Annotated in this window: 17 protein-coding genes; 10 read left to right on the forward strand and 7 right to left on the reverse strand. The window is 45.1% G+C overall.

Annotation, left to right across the window (positions count from 1 at the left end; genetic code table 11):
* Positions 1–212 precede the first annotated feature (212 nt).
* Positions 213–479 carry a hypothetical protein gene (locus QUB26_RS03195; protein ID WP_333316603.1) on the reverse strand — a complete coding sequence of 89 codons (267 nt, stop codon included), beginning with the start codon at positions 477–479 and terminating at the stop codon, positions 213–215.
* Between the two features lie 862 nt (positions 480–1,341).
* A complete protein-coding gene (locus tag QUB26_RS03200; protein WP_333316604.1) occupies positions 1,342–5,082 on the reverse strand; it encodes an ABC transporter transmembrane domain-containing protein in 3,741 nt (1,246 codons plus the stop codon).
* 503 nt (positions 5,083–5,585) lie between these two features.
* On the opposite strand from QUB26_RS03200, the gene QUB26_RS03205 reads away from it, so the two are divergent.
* The gene (locus QUB26_RS03205) at positions 5,586–5,960 is read left to right on the forward strand and encodes a hypothetical protein (protein ID WP_333316606.1); all 375 of its coding nucleotides are present in this window, start codon (positions 5,586–5,588) and stop codon (positions 5,958–5,960) included.
* Positions 5,961–5,971: 11 nt separating this feature from the next.
* On the opposite strand, the gene QUB26_RS03210 is transcribed toward QUB26_RS03205, so the two are convergent.
* A complete protein-coding gene (locus QUB26_RS03210; protein ID WP_333316608.1) occupies positions 5,972–7,183 on the reverse strand; it encodes a transposase in 1,212 nt (403 codons plus the stop codon).
* A 366-nt stretch (positions 7,184–7,549) separates the two neighbouring features.
* Between QUB26_RS03210 and QUB26_RS03215 the strand changes: the two genes are divergently transcribed.
* Entirely contained in the window at positions 7,550–7,885 is a 336-nt protein-coding gene (locus QUB26_RS03215) for a hypothetical protein (protein ID WP_333316610.1), read from the forward strand.
* Positions 7,886–8,019: 134 nt separating this feature from the next.
* Here the strand turns inward: QUB26_RS03215 and QUB26_RS03220 are convergent, their stop codons facing one another.
* Together QUB26_RS03220 and QUB26_RS03225 are read right to left on the reverse strand one after the other, a co-directional pair.
* Complete coding sequence (locus tag QUB26_RS03220; RefSeq protein WP_333316612.1) at positions 8,020–8,307, reverse strand: hypothetical protein; 288 nt, start codon at positions 8,305–8,307, stop codon at positions 8,020–8,022.
* A gap of 28 nt (positions 8,308–8,335) precedes the next feature.
* Positions 8,336–8,653 carry a hypothetical protein gene (locus tag QUB26_RS03225; protein WP_333316613.1) on the reverse strand — a complete coding sequence of 106 codons (318 nt, stop codon included), beginning with the start codon at positions 8,651–8,653 and terminating at the stop codon, positions 8,336–8,338.
* A gap of 737 nt (positions 8,654–9,390) precedes the next feature.
* On the opposite strand from QUB26_RS03225, the gene QUB26_RS03230 reads away from it, so the two are divergent.
* The 3 genes from QUB26_RS03230 to QUB26_RS03240 are packed head-to-tail and all read left to right on the forward strand — an operon-like array spanning position 9,391 to position 15,742.
* Positions 9,391–11,484: a caspase family protein gene (locus tag QUB26_RS03230; protein ID WP_333316615.1), complete on the forward strand. Its 2,094-nt coding sequence runs from the start codon at positions 9,391–9,393 to the stop codon at positions 11,482–11,484.
* Between the two features lie 26 nt (positions 11,485–11,510).
* Complete coding sequence (locus tag QUB26_RS03235; RefSeq protein ID WP_333316617.1) at positions 11,511–14,249, forward strand: NACHT domain-containing protein; 2,739 nt, start codon at positions 11,511–11,513, stop codon at positions 14,247–14,249.
* Positions 14,250–14,299: 50 nt separating this feature from the next.
* Positions 14,300–15,742, forward strand: coding sequence for a lipase/acyltransferase domain-containing protein (locus tag QUB26_RS03240; RefSeq protein ID WP_333316619.1), 1,443 nt, complete (start codon positions 14,300–14,302; stop codon positions 15,740–15,742).
* A 465-nt stretch (positions 15,743–16,207) separates the two neighbouring features.
* Here the strand turns inward: QUB26_RS03240 and QUB26_RS03245 are convergent, their stop codons facing one another.
* Positions 16,208–16,933: a PEP-CTERM sorting domain-containing protein gene (locus QUB26_RS03245; RefSeq protein ID WP_333316621.1), complete on the reverse strand. Its 726-nt coding sequence runs from the start codon at positions 16,931–16,933 to the stop codon at positions 16,208–16,210.
* A gap of 162 nt (positions 16,934–17,095) precedes the next feature.
* Positions 17,096–17,446, reverse strand: coding sequence for a hypothetical protein (locus tag QUB26_RS03250; protein ID WP_333316623.1), 351 nt, complete (start codon positions 17,444–17,446; stop codon positions 17,096–17,098).
* A gap of 141 nt (positions 17,447–17,587) precedes the next feature.
* Between QUB26_RS03250 and QUB26_RS03255 the strand changes: the two genes are divergently transcribed.
* From QUB26_RS03255 to QUB26_RS03275, 5 genes are all read left to right on the forward strand, one after another.
* Positions 17,588–17,896 (forward strand): nucleotidyltransferase family protein, encoded by a 309-nt coding sequence (locus QUB26_RS03255; protein WP_172189046.1) that lies wholly within the window; start codon positions 17,588–17,590, stop codon positions 17,894–17,896.
* Positions 17,893–18,234: a HepT-like ribonuclease domain-containing protein gene (locus QUB26_RS03260; protein WP_333316626.1), complete on the forward strand. Its 342-nt coding sequence runs from the start codon at positions 17,893–17,895 to the stop codon at positions 18,232–18,234. Before QUB26_RS03255 ends, QUB26_RS03260 begins: the two co-directional genes overlap by 4 nt.
* Before the next feature lie 592 nt (positions 18,235–18,826).
* On the forward strand, positions 18,827–20,833 hold the full coding sequence (locus tag QUB26_RS03265; protein ID WP_333316628.1) for a PatA/PatG family cyanobactin maturation protease: 2,007 nt from the start codon (positions 18,827–18,829) through the stop codon (positions 20,831–20,833).
* Positions 20,834–20,876: 43 nt separating this feature from the next.
* On the forward strand, positions 20,877–21,095 hold the full coding sequence (locus QUB26_RS03270) for a hypothetical protein (protein WP_333316630.1): 219 nt from the start codon (positions 20,877–20,879) through the stop codon (positions 21,093–21,095).
* A gap of 29 nt (positions 21,096–21,124) precedes the next feature.
* Positions 21,125–21,379 (forward strand): hypothetical protein, encoded by a 255-nt coding sequence (locus QUB26_RS03275; protein ID WP_333316631.1) that lies wholly within the window; start codon positions 21,125–21,127, stop codon positions 21,377–21,379.
* Positions 21,380–21,438 lie beyond the last annotated feature (59 nt).

A 21,438-nucleotide genomic window follows, 5' to 3' on the forward strand; every position in this document is an offset into this window, starting at 1 on the left:
AAGAAACCCATATTCCTTTACCCGCAGCTCGAAGTTAGCCTCAGCTTCAGCTAAATCGGTGAAGTACCGACCATAAGCGAGTTAAGCGACACATCATTATTAAATCTATACCCGATTAGCTACAATACGCGATCGAGCATCAAGGGGAACACTTGGTCGCGTGTTGTTTCCGCTCAACTAACTAAGGAATAGAGAGTTGAGCGGAATCCATGTTACGGTAAAGGAGGAAAAGTAGGTGGTCTACCTGTTTGAGCAACCGTACTAACTACTTGACCTACATTTAAGCCAAGAACGGTTCGAGAAAAATCGTTACCGTTTTTGAAACCTAGTTGCTTGGCGTCATCTTTCCCTGCCTGTAATCCATCAACCAATCGGATCGTGCTACCATCACTAGCTGTGAAGGTGACGTTGCCCAGTCCGCCACCCGTGGCTTTCTCTGCTTGCTGGTCATTCAGTTCATTCCACAATTTAACTTCCATGTTTTTTCTCCTTAATTGTTTTGGAATCGATTTTGTTAGGTTTTGCCATGCTCTAACCTAGCTGACAAAATTGGCATGGGTTACTACACTCAAAGTACCTTTTGCGTTGTTCTCCTGAATGTCAGGATTTACGAATGCAAACGAAACCATCTGAGCAGCATCACTGCAACTCAAAACAGCAGATCATAAGAGACATGAAAAACCTAAACAAATACAAAGGCTACACCGACTTGAGCCGCTTTGTATCTTAGTAACCCCTGGCAGCATAAATTCGGATGGCTTAGGTGCCTATTTATGAGCCGGATTATTTACCACATCAAAAATAACGCATTTATCCGTCCATAGGGGGGATCTTTACGAAAGCTTTATTTTTATTTCTTTGTTGCAACCCACATTCCGCACCCTCAACTGGCACACACAGTTGGGGTGGGAACGAAGAGTCGATCGGGGGCGTGAGATTTGAGTAGAAATACTCAGAAAGCCGTGTCACGATCGCGATTCGTGGTCAATTTTGAAAAATACAGCCGACGGAAGTGCTTCCAGAAAGATTGTACAGTGCCTAATTAAATGACATCGAGACAATTTTGTGTCGCTGAGCAAAACCTTTCCTCTTACAGGATTACAGAGAAAGTTTGCGAGCGCGTTCTAGCATTTGACTATCAGCATTGCTTTCGCTAGATTGAGCCAAAAAAGCAAGCCAGGTTTAGCTTTGCCTCTTTAACGGCACTAATATGTTTCCACGTCAAATAAAAAGTCACTGTACAACACTGTTGGCAACCTCTAAGAACTTTTTCAAAAAGTTCTCATCCAAATTACAAAACGATGTAGATTGAGTCTGGAAAGCGCAAAGGTGTGAGTAACCTTACAAATCTGCGATCAGCCTTGCCTTCCTGAGAAAGAATTGGAGTACAGTCTCTTCTCTGGAAATAATATCGACTCTGCCCTCCATCCCCAATTGAATGGAACACTGTTTTTCCCCCTGATGTAAAGCAAGGCTTTCTGGCTCAATTGTTACCTCGTAAAAGGCACCTCCTGCAACCGCTCTCTGCCCAGTAGCTGTTGTAGAGGTAAGCGCATCATTACTATTCTTTTGAGGGGAAAACGTATCTGGGGAAATCGCTTTGACCTTACCTTTAAGAGTACCGTAATCTGGATAAGGACAGGCAGAAACCCGCAAAAGTACGTTTTGTCCGACTTTCAACTTGCTTTTATTCTCAGATGCCACCGCTGCTTTGACCACCAATGGGGCATCACTAGGGACAATTTGGGCGATTTCCTCTCCAGGGCGCACAGTTTGACCGGAGTTTCGCAGGTTTAGCTTAGAGATAATACCGTCTGCTGTGGCAGTAATAGCAGTCTGGCTGAGGTCGATTTCCACTTGTTTGAGGTCGCGGGTATCGCGCTCAACTGTTTGCTCAATTTCAATCCGTCGCTGGATGAGAGCTTTGCGTTCTTTGTCTAATGTAGCGACACTGGCAACACCCGCAGCTTTTTCTTGACCAATGCGCTCAGAAGCGATCTCGACTTCTGCATTACTCGGATTGAGTGCAGCCATTGCGCCTCGCCGTCTAGCAAAAGCTGCCACGACAGCTTGTTGCAACCGTTCAATTGTTTGTTTTTGTCCCTCAATTACCGCTTTTTGCGCCTCAAGGGCTGACGATTGCTGGTCAGCAGCCAGTTGTGCTTCCTCCAATTGATCTTTAGAAAGCGCTCCTTCTTTGGCTACACTCTGATATCGGTTATGCTTTGATCTGGCTGCTCCCAAGGCAGCCTGAGTCGCGCTTAAGTTAGCTTGTGCTGACTTTAAATCCGCAAAACCTTTTTGTAACTCCTCCTGGGCGATCCGGACGTTCGCCTCGGTTTCTTGGACTTCAGTAACAGTAGTAATTTGTTTGTTTTGATAGTCCCGGCTGCGGTGCAAGAGTTCAGCTTTAGCACCAGCGACAACGCGGGTGAAGCGGTCAGTTTCGGCTATAATCTGCCGATTGAGGGCACTAATCTGGGCATCGATTTGAACGAGTTGTAACTGGGTCTGCTGGATGTTGCTTTGCAGTTGACTTTTTTTCGTTTGAAGGCGAGAGTCGTCGATAGTAGCAATGACATCTCCTTTTTTGACAACTTGATTCTCTTTAACCCAAACGCGCATAACTGGACCTTCCGCAGCCGCCTGAACCAGCCGCAATTCGCCAGCAGGACGGATGTTTGCCTCGGCTTTGACGGTGACCTTATATTTGGTCACAGAGGCAACGGCGATCGCTATTCCTACAAAAGCAAGCATAACCATTCCACCAACGGTAGTCCAACGACCGAGCGGCGGGAGGAAATCGCTGTCTTGAATTGGGGGCAAATAATCTGAGTTGGAGTTGTTAGCATGATCGTTGTAATTGCTGATTGCGGGGACTTTGCCGTTGGAGTGAGAGCCAGAGGATTTCGCCACCAAACCATTCGTTGCTGGGACAATATCGTCTAAAAAGTCTAAGTGTTCGCCACGAAGATGGCGCAACTCCTCTGGAGTGCCTTGGATTTTCAAGCGCCCTTCCTCCAGCAGTACAATCCAATCCGCTCGCCCGATGACTTTAGGGCGGTGGCTAATCATAATTGTGATTTTGCCCTGCCGGTGGTACAGCAGTTTATCTAGCACGGAGGCTTCACTTACGGGGTCGAGAGCGCCAGTAGATTCATCTAAAATCAGTACCGGCGGGTCAGTAACGATGGCTCTGGCTATCGCTAATCTCTGTCGTTGTCCACCAGAGATATTCGCGCCAAATTCTCCTAAAACAGTTTGATATTTATCGGGCAGTTTACTAATAAACTCATCTGCACCAGCAATCTGGCAAGCCTTAACAATTTGTTCAAAACTGATGTGGGGATAGCTGAAGAGGAAGTTGTCAATAATTGAGCGACTCCAGAAGTGAGGTTCTTGCGGGACTAACACCACTTGTTGTCGCAGACACTCCAAAGAAAGGTCTTGCTGGTTGTACAAACCATAGCGGATATTACCAGATTGGGAAGAATATAAACCAGCAATCAGTTTAGCGAGGGTACTTTTGCCACAGCCAGATTTACCAATTAAGGCAGTTACTTGGGCGCCGGGGATGGTGAGGGAGAAATCTTCCAGGAGGTCAACTCTACCCGCGTGGTGGAAGTTGAGGTTGGTGCAGATAATATCGGCATCGCCCTTAATTTCTGCTTTTGGCTTTTTAAAGTCATTTTCGTCTTCCGGCGTGGCATCGATGACTTCTGTTAGGCGTTGGATCACAATCTGGGCAGTAATAAACTCATCAATTAACCCGATTACTGAACCCAGGAAGCCGAGAAAGTTGCCACTCAAGCCGCTATATGCCAATAGCTGACCGATGGTTAATGTGCGATTAATCACCAGGTAGCTGCCTAACCAGAGTAGGGCAATACTGGTGAAATTGGAAATAATACTGGTGATTGTGCTGCTATAAAGCCCCAGCTTCATCGTAGTCCAGCCCAAGTTGGCAAGGCGACCGTAATTTGTCTGATACTCTTGCCAAGCTTGTGGGGTGGCTTGGGTTGTTTTGAGAACCTGAACACCGCGAAAGGTTTCAACGAGAAAGCCCTGGTTTTCTGTACCCAAGACAATCTGGTTGCGGGTTTTCTGGCGCAAGGCTGGGAGAAAAAGCAGGCTGACGACTGTAACAATGACAAAGGCGGCTAAGGAAGCTAGAGTCAGTTCCCAACTGTAGAACAGCATCAAGCATAAGGAAACCAATGCGATAAAAAATTGGCTGGGTAAACCGAGGACAATTTGGGAAACTAGCTGATTGATGGCATTAACATCCGCAATGCGACTGACGACTTCCCCACTTCGACGCCCTTCAAAATACGAAAGGGGCAAGTGCAGGAGTTTTCGCCCGTATTCTAGAATCAGCCCTAATTGCAGACGCTGACCGAAGTGACCGATGAGGTGAGATTGTACCAAACCGATCGCACTACTGAATAGATTCATCGCGATGACGCCAATTGCTACGGTGGTTAGCAGTTGGGTATCTCCCCGCACCAACACGTCATCGGTGAGGAGTTGCATCATCAAAGGGGACGCGAGGGAAAGCAGTCCGATGGCAATGTTGATTGCAATCGCTTGGACGAGAATGGCGCGATAGGGCCAGACGCGCACCAAATAACGCCCAAATCCGCCTATTTTATCCTCCGGTTGTTGATAAAAACGGCTGTCGTCTGCCTCCAGCAGCAGCATCACGCCATTGTCCCAACCCTTGACTAACTCCTCGCGGGTGAGGTAGCGAATGCCGACGCCAGGGTCAGCAATTACATATTTTTTCCCCTTTTGCCCGTACAAAACGACCCAGTGGTAGCCTTTCCAGTGAATGATGGCTGGTAGGGGCGCTTTATGCAAAGAGTCAAGCAGTTGCGGAGAGGCTTTGACTTGGCGGGCATTAAATCCGAGGGCTTCTGCACCCCGTTTTAACCCCAGCAGGGAGGTTCCCCGCGACCCGGTGCCGACTGCTTCTCGAACCCTACTGATGGCAAAGGTGCGTCCGTAGTGTTTGGCAACAGTAGCAATGCAGGCAGCACCACAGTCTTCTTCACTGTGTTGGAGTACACTTTGGTATCGCATGATATCTTACCCATTAGGAGCAGTATTTCCCCATCTATGACTTGCAACCATTACAGCTCCATCAAGATATTTAGTATCCTAATGACGTGCGTAAGTATCCAGTTGAGTCGCAACAGCACAGTCTAACTTTTGGGCGCTGAGCTTTTAAATTCAGCCATTCTTCATCGGACATTTCTTGGGGCTAATAACTCTCGGCCTGCAAAGAATGCTCTCAACGGCATCATTTTACCTCAAACGCAGCGCTTGTATCCTTAACCAAACATATCAAACCCCCGGAGCGATCGCCTTCCAAAACTTGCCGACTTCTGAACCGCCGCATTAAGAAATCCCTCAGACAGGTGCAGCAATGCAACAAATATGCCAGACTTTCAAGCGTCAGGTCGGGTATACCAAGCATGAAAATTGAGGGACACGGACAAGCAAAAATCCTTACTCAAGAGGAAATCGAACTCTTGTTCAACAAAGGGTAGTGCCAAGAATTAGTCCTAGACTGCGGCTTCATTATGGAACCCCAGGCGCTACCCGAAACGATCGAATGTGGCGCACCGAAGTTTGGTTACTGGAATTGCCAACAGCTAGCATTTGCTTCGGACAGCCTCACCTACGTCGAAGGATACGCCCTTGATGCCGATGTTGGATTTCCAATTAGCCATGCTTGGTTGATTACACCCGATGGATATGCTATCGACCCGACTTGGGATACTCCTGGTTGCTATTTTGGAGTTCCGCTCTCTACAACATGGGTGCAATCTGTTTTAACAACGCGCACTCGCATGATGGATAATCTCAGAATATTTGAGGGCAATTACATCGAGGAATTCTCGCTGCTCAAAGAGGGATTGCCGAGTGATGCTTTTGGTGACATACTCCTACATTAAGCTGAGTACAGCTATAATGTAGGCTTCTCAGCGACTCCAGCTATTGCTTCGGACGTTAACTGAGCTTTAAAGACGGAATGCCCTACCGCCCTATTTTTTATTACGATAGCTGCATTATGATCGCGGTCAAGACTACATCCACAATGTGGACAGTCGTGCCATCTTTCGTGCAGCTTTTTTGGTACTTTTTCACCACAACTAGAGCAATCTTGTGAAGTATTGTAGGCACATACGGTCATCACCAACAAGCCAGCATTTACAGCTTTGTTTGTCAGTATCGACAGAAAGCTTGACCACCCAGCGTCCAACACAGATTTAGCTAGCTTTGTACGAGCAAGTCCCTTAATATTCAAGTCTTCAACTGCAACAACATCATATTTTCTCAAGAGATTGTTAGCAGTTTTGAAATGAAAGTCTTTACGCTTGTCGGCTACTTTCTTGTGACACTTCCCCAGTTGATTAACTGCTTTCTGCCTGCGGTTGCTGCCTTTTTTACGGCGCGACACCCGCTTCTGAATAGTTCGCAAGCGCTTTTGAGCTTTGCGGTAATGTTGAGGGATTGCAACAGTCTCGCCCTCTGAGGTTGTCAAAAATTCCTTCAGCCCAACATCAATTCCAGTAATCTTGTTTGGATTAAAATCTGCCTTGATTTCAGGGACTGTTGAATCTTCTAGGGAGAGCGTAAGATAGTACCCATCAGCTTTTTTGGTGATAGAAACGGTTTTGATTTTGAATCCATCAGGTATGGAACGGTGTAAAACAACTTTAACTTTTCCGAGCATCGGCAAGTTGATTAAGTTATTCTGCAAGCAGCCGTCTTTAACTTGAGGATAAGTGAATGTGCGGTAACGACTGCGTGGTTTAAATCGAGGTCTACCGCTACGCTTTCCATTGCTATCACCTTTTAGGAAACGATCAAAAGTTACCTTAACTCGTTTAACTACATCTTGGAGAACTTGAGAATAAACCTCGCCATACCAAGGGTGAGTTTTCTTGAGTTGAGGTAATTTTTTTTTCTGAGTGTAGTAATCTGGATTGTCTCGCAGTTCAGGTAAATGGCAAACTAGCGGACACGCATTGATGGGACAACGGTTTTGTTCGTACCAATTAAATCGATCTGCCAACAAATAGTTGTACTGTGCACATAACATTGACAGCCATCTGTCAATCTCAATGGCTTGCAGCTTTGTTGGACGTAATCGATATTGGTAAGAAGTTTTCATTGACCTGTGAATGTTTGACTTCAGTCGCTACTTATCAATTAGCATCAATATACTTGAATACGTTACTTCATGTCAAGTGCGTAAGTGAACATTTTATTTATACAATCAGCGAGGTTTGTACTCGCCAGTGTTAATTTTTATTGTCAAATCTCAACTGGTGACAGAAATGTTTAAAAAGGTGTATTGAAAAAGTCTAAAAAATAATTCGTTCGTCTCGTCATCCACCCGCCCACTGCTCAACGCTTACACCGTATAAGATTGTGAGCGGGTGGAATCCTCACCTCACCGCGCCTTTCATCCCACACCAATCGAAGCGATATCGCGCGAGGGATTCCCGTCTGCCAAGCTAAATTAGGAATTTCAGGTATGATTACAATTCAAATATTGCCTCAACTACTCAATCAGCAAGAATTCGAGTGTTGGTTGTTGACAAAAAAGAAAAGCGATTATGTTGGTATGAGAGCAACTGCTTATTGCTGTCCTATAGCTAACTGGCTGAAAGAAAGCTACAATGTGTCTGTAGACATACACGGTTCAGAAATTATTTGGAGCCAGAATAAAATTGAAAGTCCAGCTTGGATTAAAGATTTTGTTAAGCAAGTTGATTTGAAAAAGCAGCATTCTACATTTTGCACAACTCAAGAAGCGCTCGTTATTCTTGGTTTAATAATGAATAACGAAGCGATTTCTCGGCAAGTTTGATTTTTTACAATCGATATTGTTTGGGATGTTTGAATAGCCAGCCTCAAAACAAATTCACAGCTTTATAAAATGCACGGTAAAAGTATCTACTTGACGAACGTGGGTACAGCTACGCTACAAGTTATCGATGTCAATTATTCCAGAGCTGGTTCCCATAGCAACTCTACAATTCGTTGAAAATCTTGAGTGTTTGGTGTATACCCGCAAGCCTCTTCCCAAGCTGCCGTTAAAGCAGCCCATTCCTCTGGAGTCTCGGGTTTTTGGCGCACCAGGGTGAGGAAATTGGTTTTGATGCGGGCTTCTGCTGCATCCACCCCAAACCGAACCAGTTGCAGCTCAAACGCGGGATGGCTGCTGTGGGCCAGGATGTCAGCATAGTCCGTGTCCAGTAAATCGAGGGGTTCGAGCGGCGAGTCAGTCATTTAACCAATTAGTGACAACTGTTGATTATCAATCATTTTCAACTCTTCTTTGATGGTGATTCCACAGCAATTCTAGAATTAGTTGAAGATGTTCGAGGTTTGGCTCGAAGCCGCAACCTGCTTCCCACGCCTCGGCTAAAGCTTCCCAGGATGCTGGAGTATCGGATCTTTGTCGCACCAGGGTGAGGAAATTGGTTGTGGTGCGAGCTTCTGTTGCATCAATCCCTAACTTAATTAGCTGCATTTCAAACGCGCGATGGCTGCTGTGGGCGAGGATGTCGGCGTAGTCTGTGTCCAGCAAATCGATTTGTTCGAGCGAGGGGTCGGTCATTTCTATGCGTTCCATATTTCTTAGTGCCTACCTCACCATCATTTCACGCTAGTCTGACTCTTGAGCGATCGCCAAGTCAGAGCATACAAAATACACAGCAGCAGAAACTCGCTTGACGATCGCACACAGTCCCGGCGACTCAGGGTTTTTAACTTGCTATCCTCAAGTTGTTCTAAAAAATCAACACGATGGATTTATTAACTTTTTTGCAGAATATCCTCACCAGTCCCACCCATATAGAACTTTGTGGTGTGAGTCGAAGTGGCGATCATGGGGTACAGCTAGGGCAAACGCATCTTATTTTTAGAATACTTGCTGGACAAAGGTTTCAGTCATTATTTGAGTTTAGTTGCCAAAAATGGAACCTCTGATAGCGTAAAGCTTTCAGAATTTAGATGCGTTTGTCCTGATGTAGTGGGTATTGATGAGTATGATACGGGAAAGTTGAATGTAACACTTACTTGTCGCCATCAAGGACGTTCTGTCCGCCTAGTTTTTTGACCAAGCTCTAAAAGCAATGGTTGACTCGGCTGTGCAGACTCCTTCTTTAATTCCTCTAATTGAGGCCTGAATCCTTACGGAATGGTAATAATGAGACGCGGGAACATTATAGGTCAAGACTTATAAACTGCTTACCATAGACTAACTATGGCATTCACTAACTTGACTACAATTTCTCTCACTTAATCAGGAATCTAGAGAGTAATGAACAATTTTTGAGTTGAAAAGAGACACCGCTCAATGGAAGTAAAATGGCTGACCAACCCGATCAAACACCGAACATTTATGCTCTCCTCATTGGGATTGACTACTACAAGCCCAACCGCTTGTACAAAAATCTTAAAGGGTGCGTGCGCGACATCAACTTAGTAGATGACTACCTCCAGCGAACATTACAGATTCCAGCAGAACGAATCCGTAAGCTTACTTCTCCTAATCGAGAAGACTCAACTCTTTTAGAAGTTAGGGGTGGAACCGAACCAGATGTTTTGCCGACCTACGAAAACATCGTCAATGCGTTTAAAGAAATTACTGAGAAAGCTCAACCGCAAGAATTAGTTTACATTCACTACTCCGGTCATGGTGGGCGTGCAACCACCATCTACTCGGAGTTGAAGGGAGATGGACAGAAAGATGAGGGAATTGTCCCAATGGATCTTGGCGAACAAGATGGGCGCTACCTCCGGGATCTTGAGCTAGCTACATTGCTAAAACGTATGACGGATAAAGGATTGGGTGTTACTTTCGTTCTGGATAGCTGCCACTCCGGTGGTGCGACTCGCGGTGATTGCGATATTCGCGGTTCGCAGGAAGAGGATACGACACCTCGTCCCCAAGATAGTCTGGTAGCTTCTCGCGAAGAGTTGATCGACAACTGGCGATCGCTGGCGGCAGGATCGAACTCTACTGGCTGGGTTCCAGAGTCCGAAAACTACGTAGTGCTGGCAGCTTGTCGTCCAACCGAATATGCGTTTGAGTATGCGGTGAATGGAAAAGAGCGGCACGGTGCTTTGACCTACTGGATGATTGACACCTTGAGAACTATTTCTGGCACGCTGACTTATAAAACCCTGCACGATCGCATTAGTGCCAAAATTCAGAGCAAGTTTCCTAGCCAATTACCAATGTTGTTGGGAAAAAGCGATCTTTTGGTGTTTGGTAGCAATTTGATTGCTAATCAATACACTATGATCGTCATTAGTTTCGATGCCAGCCAAAAGCAGGTGAAGGTGAACGCAGGATTTGCAAGCGGCTTAAGTATTGGGGCGCGATTTGCTATCTATCCACTAAACTCTTCATCCTCCGATCTGACTGATAAACAGAAACGATTGGCGATCGTTGAGGTTACAGATATTGAAGCATCTAGCGTGCTTGCCAGGGTTTTGGAAGAAGCGGATGGTGGCATTGGAGTTAAAGGGCAGATCGAGCAAGGTGCGCCTGCCGTCATATTATCTGCACCAGCAGATCTGGTTCGTCGAGTTAGCCTGTTTGATCGGAAAAAACTTGGGGATGCAGAAAATGAGTTGCCGACTCAGGAGCTGGTAAATCAACAAAAAGATGCTCTAGATAAGGTTCGGCAAGCTTTAGCGGAAAATGCTTGGCTGGTTGAAGTTCAGGGAGAGGAAAAAGCCCATTATCAGGTGGAGATTGGTCAGCAGGGTGAATATGAAATTTGGACTGGGGAGCCGATTAAAAACTTAAATCCTGCTCTATCGATCGGCGATCGTGAAGCACCGAAAGAGGTTGTTAATCGGCTGGTTCACTTGACTAAGTATCAAGCAATTCAAGAATTAGACAACCCAGAATCGGAGTTAAAGGATAGTCTTGAATTCGTGTTACTAGACCAGAACAAACAACCTTTGCCTGACCAGAGCAATATTACGTTGAGGCAGGGTACGCCAGTGTATCTCCGTGTCAAAAATAACTTTCACCAAGCACTTAATGTAGGCGTGCTCAATCTTGAAGCAACTTGGGCAATCTCACAAATTCCCCTGCAAGGAATGGATGCTCCCTTTTATGAATTAGCATCTCAGGATACAGCAGACACTAGATTACGCCTCAAAGTCTCTAAGAGCACAGGGTCTGAGCAACATAAGGAAATTCTCAAACTATTTGCTACTCGCGGACCTGCTGACTTCCGTTGGTTAAGGCTACCGTCCTTAGATAAGAACATCGAAGTGCATAAGGCAGCAACTCGTGGCATTCAGAGCGCATTTGGCAAATTACTGGAAGCAGTTGGTGAAGATCCCAATGTTTTACCATCCTTAAATCGTGCTGCCGTGTACGAACCAGAACCCAATGCTGAATGGGTAACGAAACAAATTCAAATTACTGTCGAACCGTAACAGTTTAAATCATAAGGTGCAAAGTAATGGCAAAAATCCTTGTTCTATCCTCTAATCCAAGAGGAGATCTAAAACTGAATCGAGAAATTGACGATTTGACCAAAGCGATTGAGCGTTTCGGAACGTTGGAAGTCAAGTGTTGGCTGGCGGTGTACCCGCAAGAGATACAAGACCGAATTGCCGAATATAATCCACAGATTGTTCACTTTTGCGGTCATGGAGCCGGAGAGCGGGGGTTAGTTTTCCACAATGAAAATGACCAGGAAGTATTTGTTAGTACGGAGAAACTAGCTCGAATATTTAAGACTTTCGCAAATACGATTAACTGTGTAATCCTGAATGCTTGCGACAGCGATCACCAAGCAGTAGTAATAGTTGAACATATCGATTACGTAATTGGTATGCGTCAGAAAATCCTCGATAAAGCTGCCTATTTCTTTGCAGTCGGCTTTTATTTTGGGTTAGCATCTGGAAAATCGATCGAGCAAGCCTATGAGATGGGTTGTATCGCGATTCAAATCAGGACAAGCGATTCCTCATCTACTCAATCCAGGGAGTCTCGCAAGTTTGAATACGATGGAGACGCACAACCTCAGATAGCAGAATATATGAAGCCAGTCTTGCGGAAGAAAGGTGTAAATTTGCCCTCTAGCTCAGTTCCAGAGTACCCTTCGTTGTCAGCACCCTCTGCTCCTCCACCAGGATTTGCTGAATTTGTGCAACAGGAAAGTGAGCGTAAGGAATACAAAGATTGGGCGAGAGAGGCTTATGACAATTTTGGCCAGTTTTCGGCCCAGCAGGCGACTTCTTTAACGAAATCGGAGTACGAGCAACGCAAGATTTTATTAGGAAAGGTGAAGTCGTTCTGGATTGAGGGATTTCTTCAGCCTTCGCTCCAGGATAACCCTGCTATGAGACTTGACTTGAAAGGCCGTCCAGATGTGATCGCCGATCTAACTCAGGGGATTGAAGCATTGTCTGTAGAGCTGGATGCCTCTTATGAAGAGCTACGAGAGACGCGGATCTATGAGGAGATGGGGCAAGGTCGGACGCTATTGATTTTGGGAGAGCCGGGAGCCGGAAAGACGATCGCCCTCCTACAACTGGCACAACGCCTGATAGAACGCAGCGAAAATCCCAGACTACCGATGCCTGTGGTATTTAACCTATCTTCTTGGGCGAAGGAGCGAAAGAAGCTCGTTGATTGGTTGATTGATGAACTGCGAGAAAAATATCAGGTTCCCAAGTCATTGAGTGAGCCTTGGATTACTAACCATCAACTGATCTTATTGCTGGATGGGCTGGATGAAGTCAAAGAAGACTATCGCAACGATTGTGTTCGTGCCTTGAACGACTTCATTGCAGTGTTTCCCCAAACCGAGATAGCAGTTTGTAGTCGAGTAAAAGATTACGAGGCGCTGACAGAACGCTTACTGCTCAGCAGTGCCCTTTGTCTGCAACCCCTCTCATCGGAGCAAGTTCATCAGTTTTTAGACAGTGTTGGTGGCTCTCTGGCAGGCTTAAAAGCGTTACTCAAAAACGATGCGGAACTAGAGCAGTTTGCACAAACTCCGCTGATTTTGCACTTTATGAGTGTGGCATACCAGGGATGGTCAGCTCAAGAGTTGAGAGCACAATTGAGAACTCCAGAGCGTCATCAACATCTATTCGATACTTACATCGATCGCAGGCTAGAGCGAGGTGCTACTTCAGAGTATTCAAAATATGAAGTGCTGCGTTGGCTGAGTTGGTTGGCAAAACAAATGTCTCAATCAGTTTTTCAAATAGAAGAAATTCAACCTCAATGGTTACCTTCAGAAAAGGATAAAAATATATATTTTATTGTAATAGGCTTAATATTAGGTGTCCTTCTTGGGCTGATAGCGGGGATTTATTTGGTATATTATTACACCATAAGTAAGGAGCATAGACCCATACCTGGAATCAGTATATTAATAAAATTAATAGCAACGGGAATATTATCTGGACTAATACTGGGAGTAAGTGTAAGACTACTTTCTTTACGAGCCAACCGGGTAATAAAGTGGATAATATCAGGGACTATATTTGCAATATCGCTCTCTTTTTTCTATTATTTTATATATGACAAACACATTGCTATACTTCCAATATTTATGAGTGCCTTATTAGGTGGAGGTATTTTTAGTTCAATGAATACAGAGATTAAACCAGTAGAGAGTATAGAATTAGACTTAAATAAACTTTTTCGTTATGTACTTTTTTTTGGAATTATTGGTATGTTGTATGCGTTAATACACTTACATATACATCCCAGAAATGATTATATATATTCGATTTATGAAATAATAGTATTCATAATTATTGGTGTATGTTTGGGTGGATTTAGATTACAAAGTCGCATAAATACAAACACAGCAATTCCTAACCAAGGGATTATAAAATCATTAAAATACACGGTGATAACTTTCGGATTTCTTTTAATTACCGCTATGTTTCTTTGTTGGATAATGGATTTTTCATTTGAGTTTAACCCAGTTTTAATACGTATTGGTTTAGTTGGAGGATTGATCGGTGGGTTAGGTGCTAATGAAAGTTCGGGTGTGGTTTGCATTCAACACTTCACTCTGCGCCAATTGCTTTACCAGAAAGGTCGCATTCCCTGGAACTATAAAAAATTCCTTGACTTTGTTTCAGAGCGTCGTTTGATGAAAAAAGTTGGGGGTGGCTATGTCTTTTTCCACCGGATGCTGTTAGAACATTTTGCTCGGATGAACCCTAACTAAAACCAATCTAGAGAATCGTAATCCTGAACTGGAAATATTGAGGAAAAGAAATGACGAATAAACCTCCTATGAAAGATATGATTGTCATTCTTCCCGGCATCCTGGGAAGCGTTTTGCAGAAGGATGGCAAAGACCTCTGGACAGTATCAGGTCAGGCAGTCTGGCAGGTATTCACCGACTCAGAACAGACCTTTCAGAATTTGAAATTAGGTCAGGACGATCCGGAAGCAGAAAGCTTGGGAGATGGCGTTCGCGCAACAGCGCTGATTCAAGATACTCATTTGATTCCAGGATTCTGGAAGATTGATGGCTACACCAAAACTGCACGGTTGATTACTGACAACTTTGACGTAACTCCCGGCGATATCTACAACGATCCAGACGATAAAGCGGCAAACTTTTACCAGTTTCCCTACGATTGGCGACGGGATAATCGGGCAAATGCACGACTGTTGAAAAAGCTGATAGACAAACGGCTTAAATGCTGGCGAGAAAAAAGCGGAGCCTCCGATGCAAAAGTGATTTTAATGGCACATAGCATGGGCGGGTTAGTATCTCGCTACTATCTCGAAGTTTTGGAAGGTTGGCAAGATAGCCGAGCTTTGTTCACATTCGGCACTCCCTACCGGGGTTCGCTCAAAGCCGTCAACTTTCTGGCAAATGGTTACAAACAGATGTTTCTAGACTTGACTGAGGTGATGCGATCGCTGACCTCTATCTACCAACTCCTGCCGATTTACAAAGTTATCAACATTAATGGTGAATATCATCGCATTGCAGAAATAGATAACCTTCCCAATGTCGATCGGCTCAAGGCGCAAGATGCTTTAGCATTCCACCGGGAAATTGAAGCCGCCGTTGAACAACATCTCAAAGATGAACGTTACCTCAACTCATTTAGGACAGTTCCCATTTCTGGCGTACAACAGCCAACCCTACAATCGGCTGCACTGATTGATGGAAAACTAATAGCCAGCGAAGATTTACCAGAGGTATTGAGAAATAGATCCGATTTGGGTGATGGGGATGGAACTGTGCCCAAAGTTTCTGCAATTCCCATTGAGCGCTCAAACAACTTCGATAATTTCTTTATCGCCGAACAGCATGGGGGTTTGCAGAATCAGACTCAAGTGTTAGAAAACTTACTAAATAATCTGCGGTTTAGCCGATTTGATTTGGGATCTGTAAGGGGAAGAGAACCTCAAACAGCCATCAGTCTTAGCTTGGATGATTTGTATCTAGCAGATGAAGCTGTTACCTTGCGTGCCAAACTTATTGGATTACCAGATTCAGCAACAAAGCTAAAAGCTAATATTCAAGCAGTTTCTCACGAGCAAACTGCTCTCACTCTTGATTTTGTCGAGCAAGAAAAAGAATGGATGGTAGCGATCGCTGACTTGCAACCGGGACTTTATCGAGTCACTGTGCAAACTGAGAACACCACCGAGCAATCTCCCACTCCAGTTCATGATTTGTTTGAAGTTGTTCGGTAGTGGAGTTTAGACTAACCACGCCTTAAAGAGGTAAAACCGGGATACGATGTTGTTGGCGAAACACTTCGTAACATTCTTGGCGATCGCCAAGAGGCATCTGTTTGGGGTAAAGCCGAGGGCTTGCTCAATAAAAAGAAAAACTAGATGTTTGATGGGTTTGCCAGCGCGGCTGGGGTCAAAGGCAAGAATTGCTGGTAAGATGGCTCAAAACCCGTGCATCACTACCTGCAATCGTGTACCGAAAAGTCTCGCGGTGCCCCAAGCCCTGCTGCAGACTTTGAACTCCCCAACGGATGCGCGTTGCCAGCAGATAATCGTTGGGCGATCATAGCCGAACTAATTCTGTGTCGCTTTCGCGTACTAGAGCCAGACCCACATGGGTTTGATAGAGATAACGACGGTATAGGTTGCTTCAAGTAAAGAAAACCCGCCATTTCGAGTACAGGGTGAGGAAACTCTTAAATTTTAATGAAGCTGACTTGATTTCTTTCGTTTCAGCCATCCTCCCAAGCCCAGGACTAGAGCTGAACCAAAGATTGCGGTCGGTTCGGGCACAGGCTCGGCAGCGTCAACGGTTTCAATTACTAGACTGGAACGACCAAGAGCATCAGTACCTCCCAGAGCGACCCCACCAACGTTCAAGAGACTGATGGCAAACCCAGCAAAAGTATCGCCATTGCTAACTCGTTGATTAACAAACGGAGTTACGTCAAAGCTAAGAGTATCACCCGGAGATGAGGATGAGATATCTACAGAAGTTAACAATACTTCATCCCCCAAAAGATCGGATGCTTCGGCTGTTCCGTTTCCTAAATAGCCAAAGATGCCCAGAGTACCAGGACGGCCTCCTTGGAAAGTGGAGATATTATCCTGAAAGATAGCACTACGAATAATTGTGTTAGGAGCAAGAAAAAAGTTGCTAATATTAAATTCAGCTAACCTTGTTGTTATACTACCCGGCCCGTATGACACGTACTCATCCCCAGGGATAAGCCTAACGTCCTCATACACACCCATCTGATACATACTTGCAGTGGCTCCAAATTGGATAGTAGGTGTCAAGGTAAATGTAGCTGCTTTAGCTTCTTCGCTTGTTCCCAGAACCAAACCTAGAGCGGTGCAAACAGAGGCAACGGCAACTTTGTGGTAGAGATTTTTCATGAAGATTAAATTACTTTCTATCGTAAACAACTAGACTGGAAAGCTTATTCAGTAATCAAACTACCTAAATACTAGCTAGCTTACTTAAAAAACCATAATTCTTTATTCAACTTATTCAATCTTAACCAGAAAGTTAGGTGCACCGTAGCCAATAAAACTAACGATCGCCATTATCAAAACAGAACCGTCGCCTCAAACCGAATCATCCATCCACCCACACTCCGAACAATCCCAATGCACCGGGGGCGTTTCATACTGGGGGAACGGGCACTCACACCGGGGACATCGACCAGTAAACAGTGGGTGCGTGTCCAGCAGCTCTAACTGTTGCTCTCGTGTCCACCGCTGCCTCGGTTGCAAGATTAGTTCGCCGTTGTAGTAGCTCGCCCCTTCGGGTTCCCACAGTTCCTCCGGTTCAGCGTCGGGGTCTTCTCGAAAATCAATGCAAGTGTCGGTGTTGGGGCCTGTGGGGTGGACGGCACAGACGAGGTATGGGTTGCGGGCGTAGAGGAGACAGCGATCGCATTCAGGGAGTTTGGGCATGGGGCGGGTTGGGTTTTAGTTTAGTTTGCCTCAAAAACGAAGTTGGCGATCGCAAATGGCGTTGTGTAGCAATAGCTTGCCTAATTGGGCGTAACTTGTTGCTGAAAGTGCCAGACTAGAAATAGCGTTGAGGAGGGTTTGATGAGCAAAACAGGATTAGGCATTCAAGAATTACTGTATTATGAGCGATCGCAAATTCTAGCAATTGCCCAAAAGCACGGAGCCTACAACGTGCGCGTATTCGGTTCGGTAGCACGGGGCGAAGCGACCCCAGAAAGCGATATTGATTTGTTAGTGGATTACGATTTAGAGAAAATCACGCCTTGGTTTCCAGGTGGGCTATTGCTTGATTTAGAACAACTACTCAATCGCAAAGTCGATATCGCCACAGTGGATATGTTGAAAGAACGGATTCGCGAGCGAGTTTTGCAGGAAGCTGTACCACTATGAGGCGGGAAGCGGAACGACTGCAAGATATATTAGATGCAATAGCGGCAATTGAACGATATGCTAGCCTGGGCAGACAAGAATTTGACAACCAAGAATTAATTCAGATTTGGATTGTTCATCACCTGCAAATTATCGGAGAAGCAACAAATGCGTTATCGTCCGAGTTAACGGGTCGATATTCGTCCGTGCCTTGGGCGCAAATTGTAGCGTTTAGGAATCTGGTAGTCCATGAATATTTCCGAGTGTCGCTAAACTTAGTTTGGGCGATCGTACAAAATAATTTACCACCGCTGAAGGTAACAGTACAACAGATTTTACAGGAGTTGCTAGATACGTGAGTTCAGCAGCGTTTCTGGCAGCAGCGTTTCTGGCAGCAGCGTTTCTGGCAGCAGCGTTTCTGGCAGCGTTTCTGGCAGCAGCGTTTTTCCCAAAGATTTCTGATGACCGTAAAAGAGCTCCGTGGTCTAGAGACTTCAATGCCCCTGGACGATCGATTGGGTATTCTGCTCGTCGTGCACATCGACTGCATTTACTGAAAGCCTTGTAAGCGTTACTGAATTTACTGCGGGTTCAAGTGGTTTTTCGATCGGATTCCCCAAATAAAGAATAGCGAGACAAGCTGATTGCGACTTATTTTGATTTGGAGAGTGGGACGGCGCGATCGATCTACATTACCCAGCATTCGGTGTGCGACGTTGAAATTTACATAAGTTTTTGAAATACATATCAAAATATAAATCAGACTCTTCAATATGTTATTGACAAAGTATGAAGTAAAAACTAACTTAGAGATTAAGCGAAATCATTCATGGCGCATCAACCGAGTTTTTAAGTACAAAGGTAGCAATCCCGCTTAATGGCTAATTCCTTTGGCATAGTCTAAAATCTTCATTTCTTCTGGGTTTGGTAAATAAAAGCTAGGAGACTGGATTGCTCATACACCAAGGCGAAGAAAGAGTTTTCGATTCACTGGCATTGTCTAAAACAAAATTTCTTTGGGATAAATCTGTTGGTGTTCCTGACGTATGCGTTGCGGTAATTGACGGGCCCGTTGACCAGTCTCACCCCTGCTTTGACGGAGCTAATCTTACTTGGCTTCCAACCTTAGTTTCAAGTGTCGCTGATTCAGGCTCTGCATCTCAACATGGAACTCATGTCGCCAGCATAATCTTTGGTCAACATAACAGCCCTGTTCATGGCATTGCACCTCGTTGTCGAGGCTTAATTGTACCTGTGTTTACAAATGGGAGAGAAGGAGGACTTGCCCCTTGTTCCCAGATTGACCTTGCACGAGCAATTACGCAAGCAGTTGGGCAGGGAGCTAATGTTATCAACATTAGTGGGGGTCAGTTGACTGCATCGGCTGAATCTGACCAATTACTGGCTAATGCCGTCCGTTTGTGTCAAGAAAACAACGTTCTGATTGTGGCGGCTGTGGGCAATGATGGCTGTGATTGTCTTCATGTTCCGGCTGCACTTGAGTCGGTACTAGCCGTAGGGGCAATGGATGCTCAAGGAAATCCAATCGGGTTTAGTAATTGGGGCGAGGTTTACCAAAACCAAGGCATTCTCGCTCTCGGTGAAAATATCTTGGGTGCCATCCCCGGTGGTGGAACTGCGACAAAAACGGGTACTAGCTTTGCGACTCCCATCGTATCGGGGATTGTGGCTCTGTTGCTCAGTATCCAACGGCAACGGGGAGAAAAGCTTGACCCCCACGCTATCCGTGATGCCATTCTCCAGAGTGCCTTGCCTTGTAATCAACCAAAAGGTTTAGATAGCCGTCGCTGTCTAGCTGGAACCCTCAATATTCCCGGAGCATACGCTCTCATTACAAAAGGAGAAATCACACAAGTGTCAAACGGAAAACCAGAGGGAGTTATGCTTCAACCCAGTGAAGCTGACAATACGATCGCACAACTGCAACCGAATGAAGTGATTGAGTTCAGCTTAAAACAACCTGTTTCTCAGTTTTCAGGGATTGGTGTACAGGCTGCGGAGGCTAAAATATCAACGTCTGTGCCAACTGCTATGTCAATAGGGGGAAACCTGATGATGGCTACTCCTAGCAACAAAACGAATGCTTCTGTCACTGCTTCTGAGTGTGCTTCTTGTAGTGGAGGTGGAAAAATCCAGCTAGTTTATGCTTTAGGAGAGTTGGGCTACGATTTCGGTACTCAAGCTCGTCGAGACTCTATTCAGCAGTCTATGAATTTGAATAGACCACCTTTGACGCAAGAACTACTCTACTATTTTTCTGGTGAAGATGTAGAAGGTAATCCCTTTAGACGCGATCCTCATCCTTGGGAAGCTCAATCAATTATTTGGACTCTTAATCTCGATGCTACACCCATTTATGCGATCGCTCCTTCGGGCCCCTTCGCAGGTGTAGTGTATGACAGACTGCGCGAATTTCTTAATGATGAGAATGTAGAAAGAGTTTCAATTCCGGGTTATATCGGAGGTAGCGTCAGACTGATGTCAGGTGAAGTTGTCCCAGTTATCATACCGGAAGTGCGAGGTATGTATAGTTGGTCTGTTGCTGCGTTATTGGATGCTGTGATAGAGCCAAGTACACCTGAAGAAAGTCGCGAAGAGTTAAGAAATCGGATTAGAGAAGTTCTAGACCGAATTTATTACGACTATCGCAACCTGGGTGTAACACCGCAGGAACGGGCACTCAACTATGCAGCGACCAATGCCTTCCAACTCTCCGTAGCAATTTCACAAGCAACCTTGAATGATCGAGTGCTTGATACGATTGAGGTGGTCAAGAGTCCCATCTGTCGTGCTGATTCAGATTGCTATGACGTGAAGTTAAGGTTCTTCGATCCAGAGCATCTTGAGCGTTCGAGGAGTGTCAAAAGATTTACTATCGATGTCAGCGACGTGATTCCCGTTACTATCGGTCAAATGCGTTCTTGGTCTGAGGCGTAAACAAAGTTCAAAGTAGAACAATCTAAACAAAGAGTAAAGAATCATGGGACTTAACGTAACGAAAATAATCAACGCATTAAAGAAGAGAGATGACATTGAGTTTTTTGATCCAGGAGGCGGGCATGGGCAAGGATGGAGGATTAGAGACACTGATTTTAGTGGGAGTATTCCGTTAACTTCTCACGGACTAAAAAATTTACCCGCAGCTATTAAACAGCTTAACAAAGCTTTAAAGGAAGCTGGCATAGAGCTAGAATTTTAGATTTACCGCGTTTAAAAGGAGAAACAACCATGAAAATTCCCAACCAGTCCTCACCAATAATGAGGAAGACCCGAACCGTACAATTATCTAAAGGTGTGCTACCACAGGCTTGCTTCGATGAATGTATGGCAAATGCTTATGGCATTGCTCAATGTAAATCAGCCTATCAAACAAGAGATGCAGGGGAAATCGCTTCCTGCTTATTAACATTTGGGCTGGGTGTTGGGAAGTGGGCTGTGGCTTTAAGACTCGCTGAATGTGGAGCGCAATGTGTTTTTGGCTAAGGAGTAACTTTCTTATGAGACTACTAAGTCAAGAACCTGCGTTTTTTTATTAGGTCTGA

It is taken from the genome of Microcoleus sp. B4-C1, from assembly GCF_036705285.1.
GTDB lineage: Bacteria > Cyanobacteriota > Cyanobacteriia > Cyanobacteriales > Microcoleaceae > Microcoleus.

What these genes read in the sequence shown, in the direction of transcription:
- QUB26_RS03205 (WP_333316606.1), top strand. Translation starts at nt 5,586, where the DNA reads ATGGAACCCCAGGCGCTACCCGAAACGATCGAATGTGGCGCACCGAAG.
- QUB26_RS03230 (WP_333316615.1), top strand. Translation starts at nt 9,391, where the DNA reads ATGGCTGACCAACCCGATCAAACACCGAACATTTATGCTCTCCTCATT.
- QUB26_RS03270 (WP_333316630.1), top strand. Translation starts at nt 20,877, where the DNA reads ATGGGACTTAACGTAACGAAAATAATCAACGCATTAAAGAAGAGAGAT.
- QUB26_RS03260 (WP_333316626.1), top strand. Translation starts at nt 17,893, where the DNA reads ATGAGGCGGGAAGCGGAACGACTGCAAGATATATTAGATGCAATAGCG.
- QUB26_RS03275 (WP_333316631.1), top strand. Translation starts at nt 21,125, where the DNA reads ATGAAAATTCCCAACCAGTCCTCACCAATAATGAGGAAGACCCGAACC.
- QUB26_RS03220 (WP_333316612.1), bottom strand. Translation starts at nt 8,307, where the DNA reads ATGACTGACTCGCCGCTCGAACCCCTCGATTTACTGGACACGGACTAT.
- QUB26_RS03240 (WP_333316619.1), top strand. Translation starts at nt 14,300, where the DNA reads ATGACGAATAAACCTCCTATGAAAGATATGATTGTCATTCTTCCCGGC.
- QUB26_RS03250 (WP_333316623.1), bottom strand. Translation starts at nt 17,446, where the DNA reads ATGCCCAAACTCCCTGAATGCGATCGCTGTCTCCTCTACGCCCGCAAC.
- QUB26_RS03195 (WP_333316603.1), bottom strand. Translation starts at nt 479, where the DNA reads ATGGAAGTTAAATTGTGGAATGAACTGAATGACCAGCAAGCAGAGAAA.
- QUB26_RS03210 (WP_333316608.1), bottom strand. Translation starts at nt 7,183, where the DNA reads ATGAAAACTTCTTACCAATATCGATTACGTCCAACAAAGCTGCAAGCC.
- QUB26_RS03235 (WP_333316617.1), top strand. Translation starts at nt 11,511, where the DNA reads ATGGCAAAAATCCTTGTTCTATCCTCTAATCCAAGAGGAGATCTAAAA.
- QUB26_RS03200 (WP_333316604.1), bottom strand. Translation starts at nt 5,082, where the DNA reads ATGCGATACCAAAGTGTACTCCAACACAGTGAAGAAGACTGTGGTGCT.
- QUB26_RS03225 (WP_333316613.1), bottom strand. Translation starts at nt 8,653, where the DNA reads ATGGAACGCATAGAAATGACCGACCCCTCGCTCGAACAAATCGATTTG.
- QUB26_RS03215 (WP_333316610.1), top strand. Translation starts at nt 7,550, where the DNA reads ATGATTACAATTCAAATATTGCCTCAACTACTCAATCAGCAAGAATTC.
- QUB26_RS03255 (WP_172189046.1), top strand. Translation starts at nt 17,588, where the DNA reads ATGAGCAAAACAGGATTAGGCATTCAAGAATTACTGTATTATGAGCGA.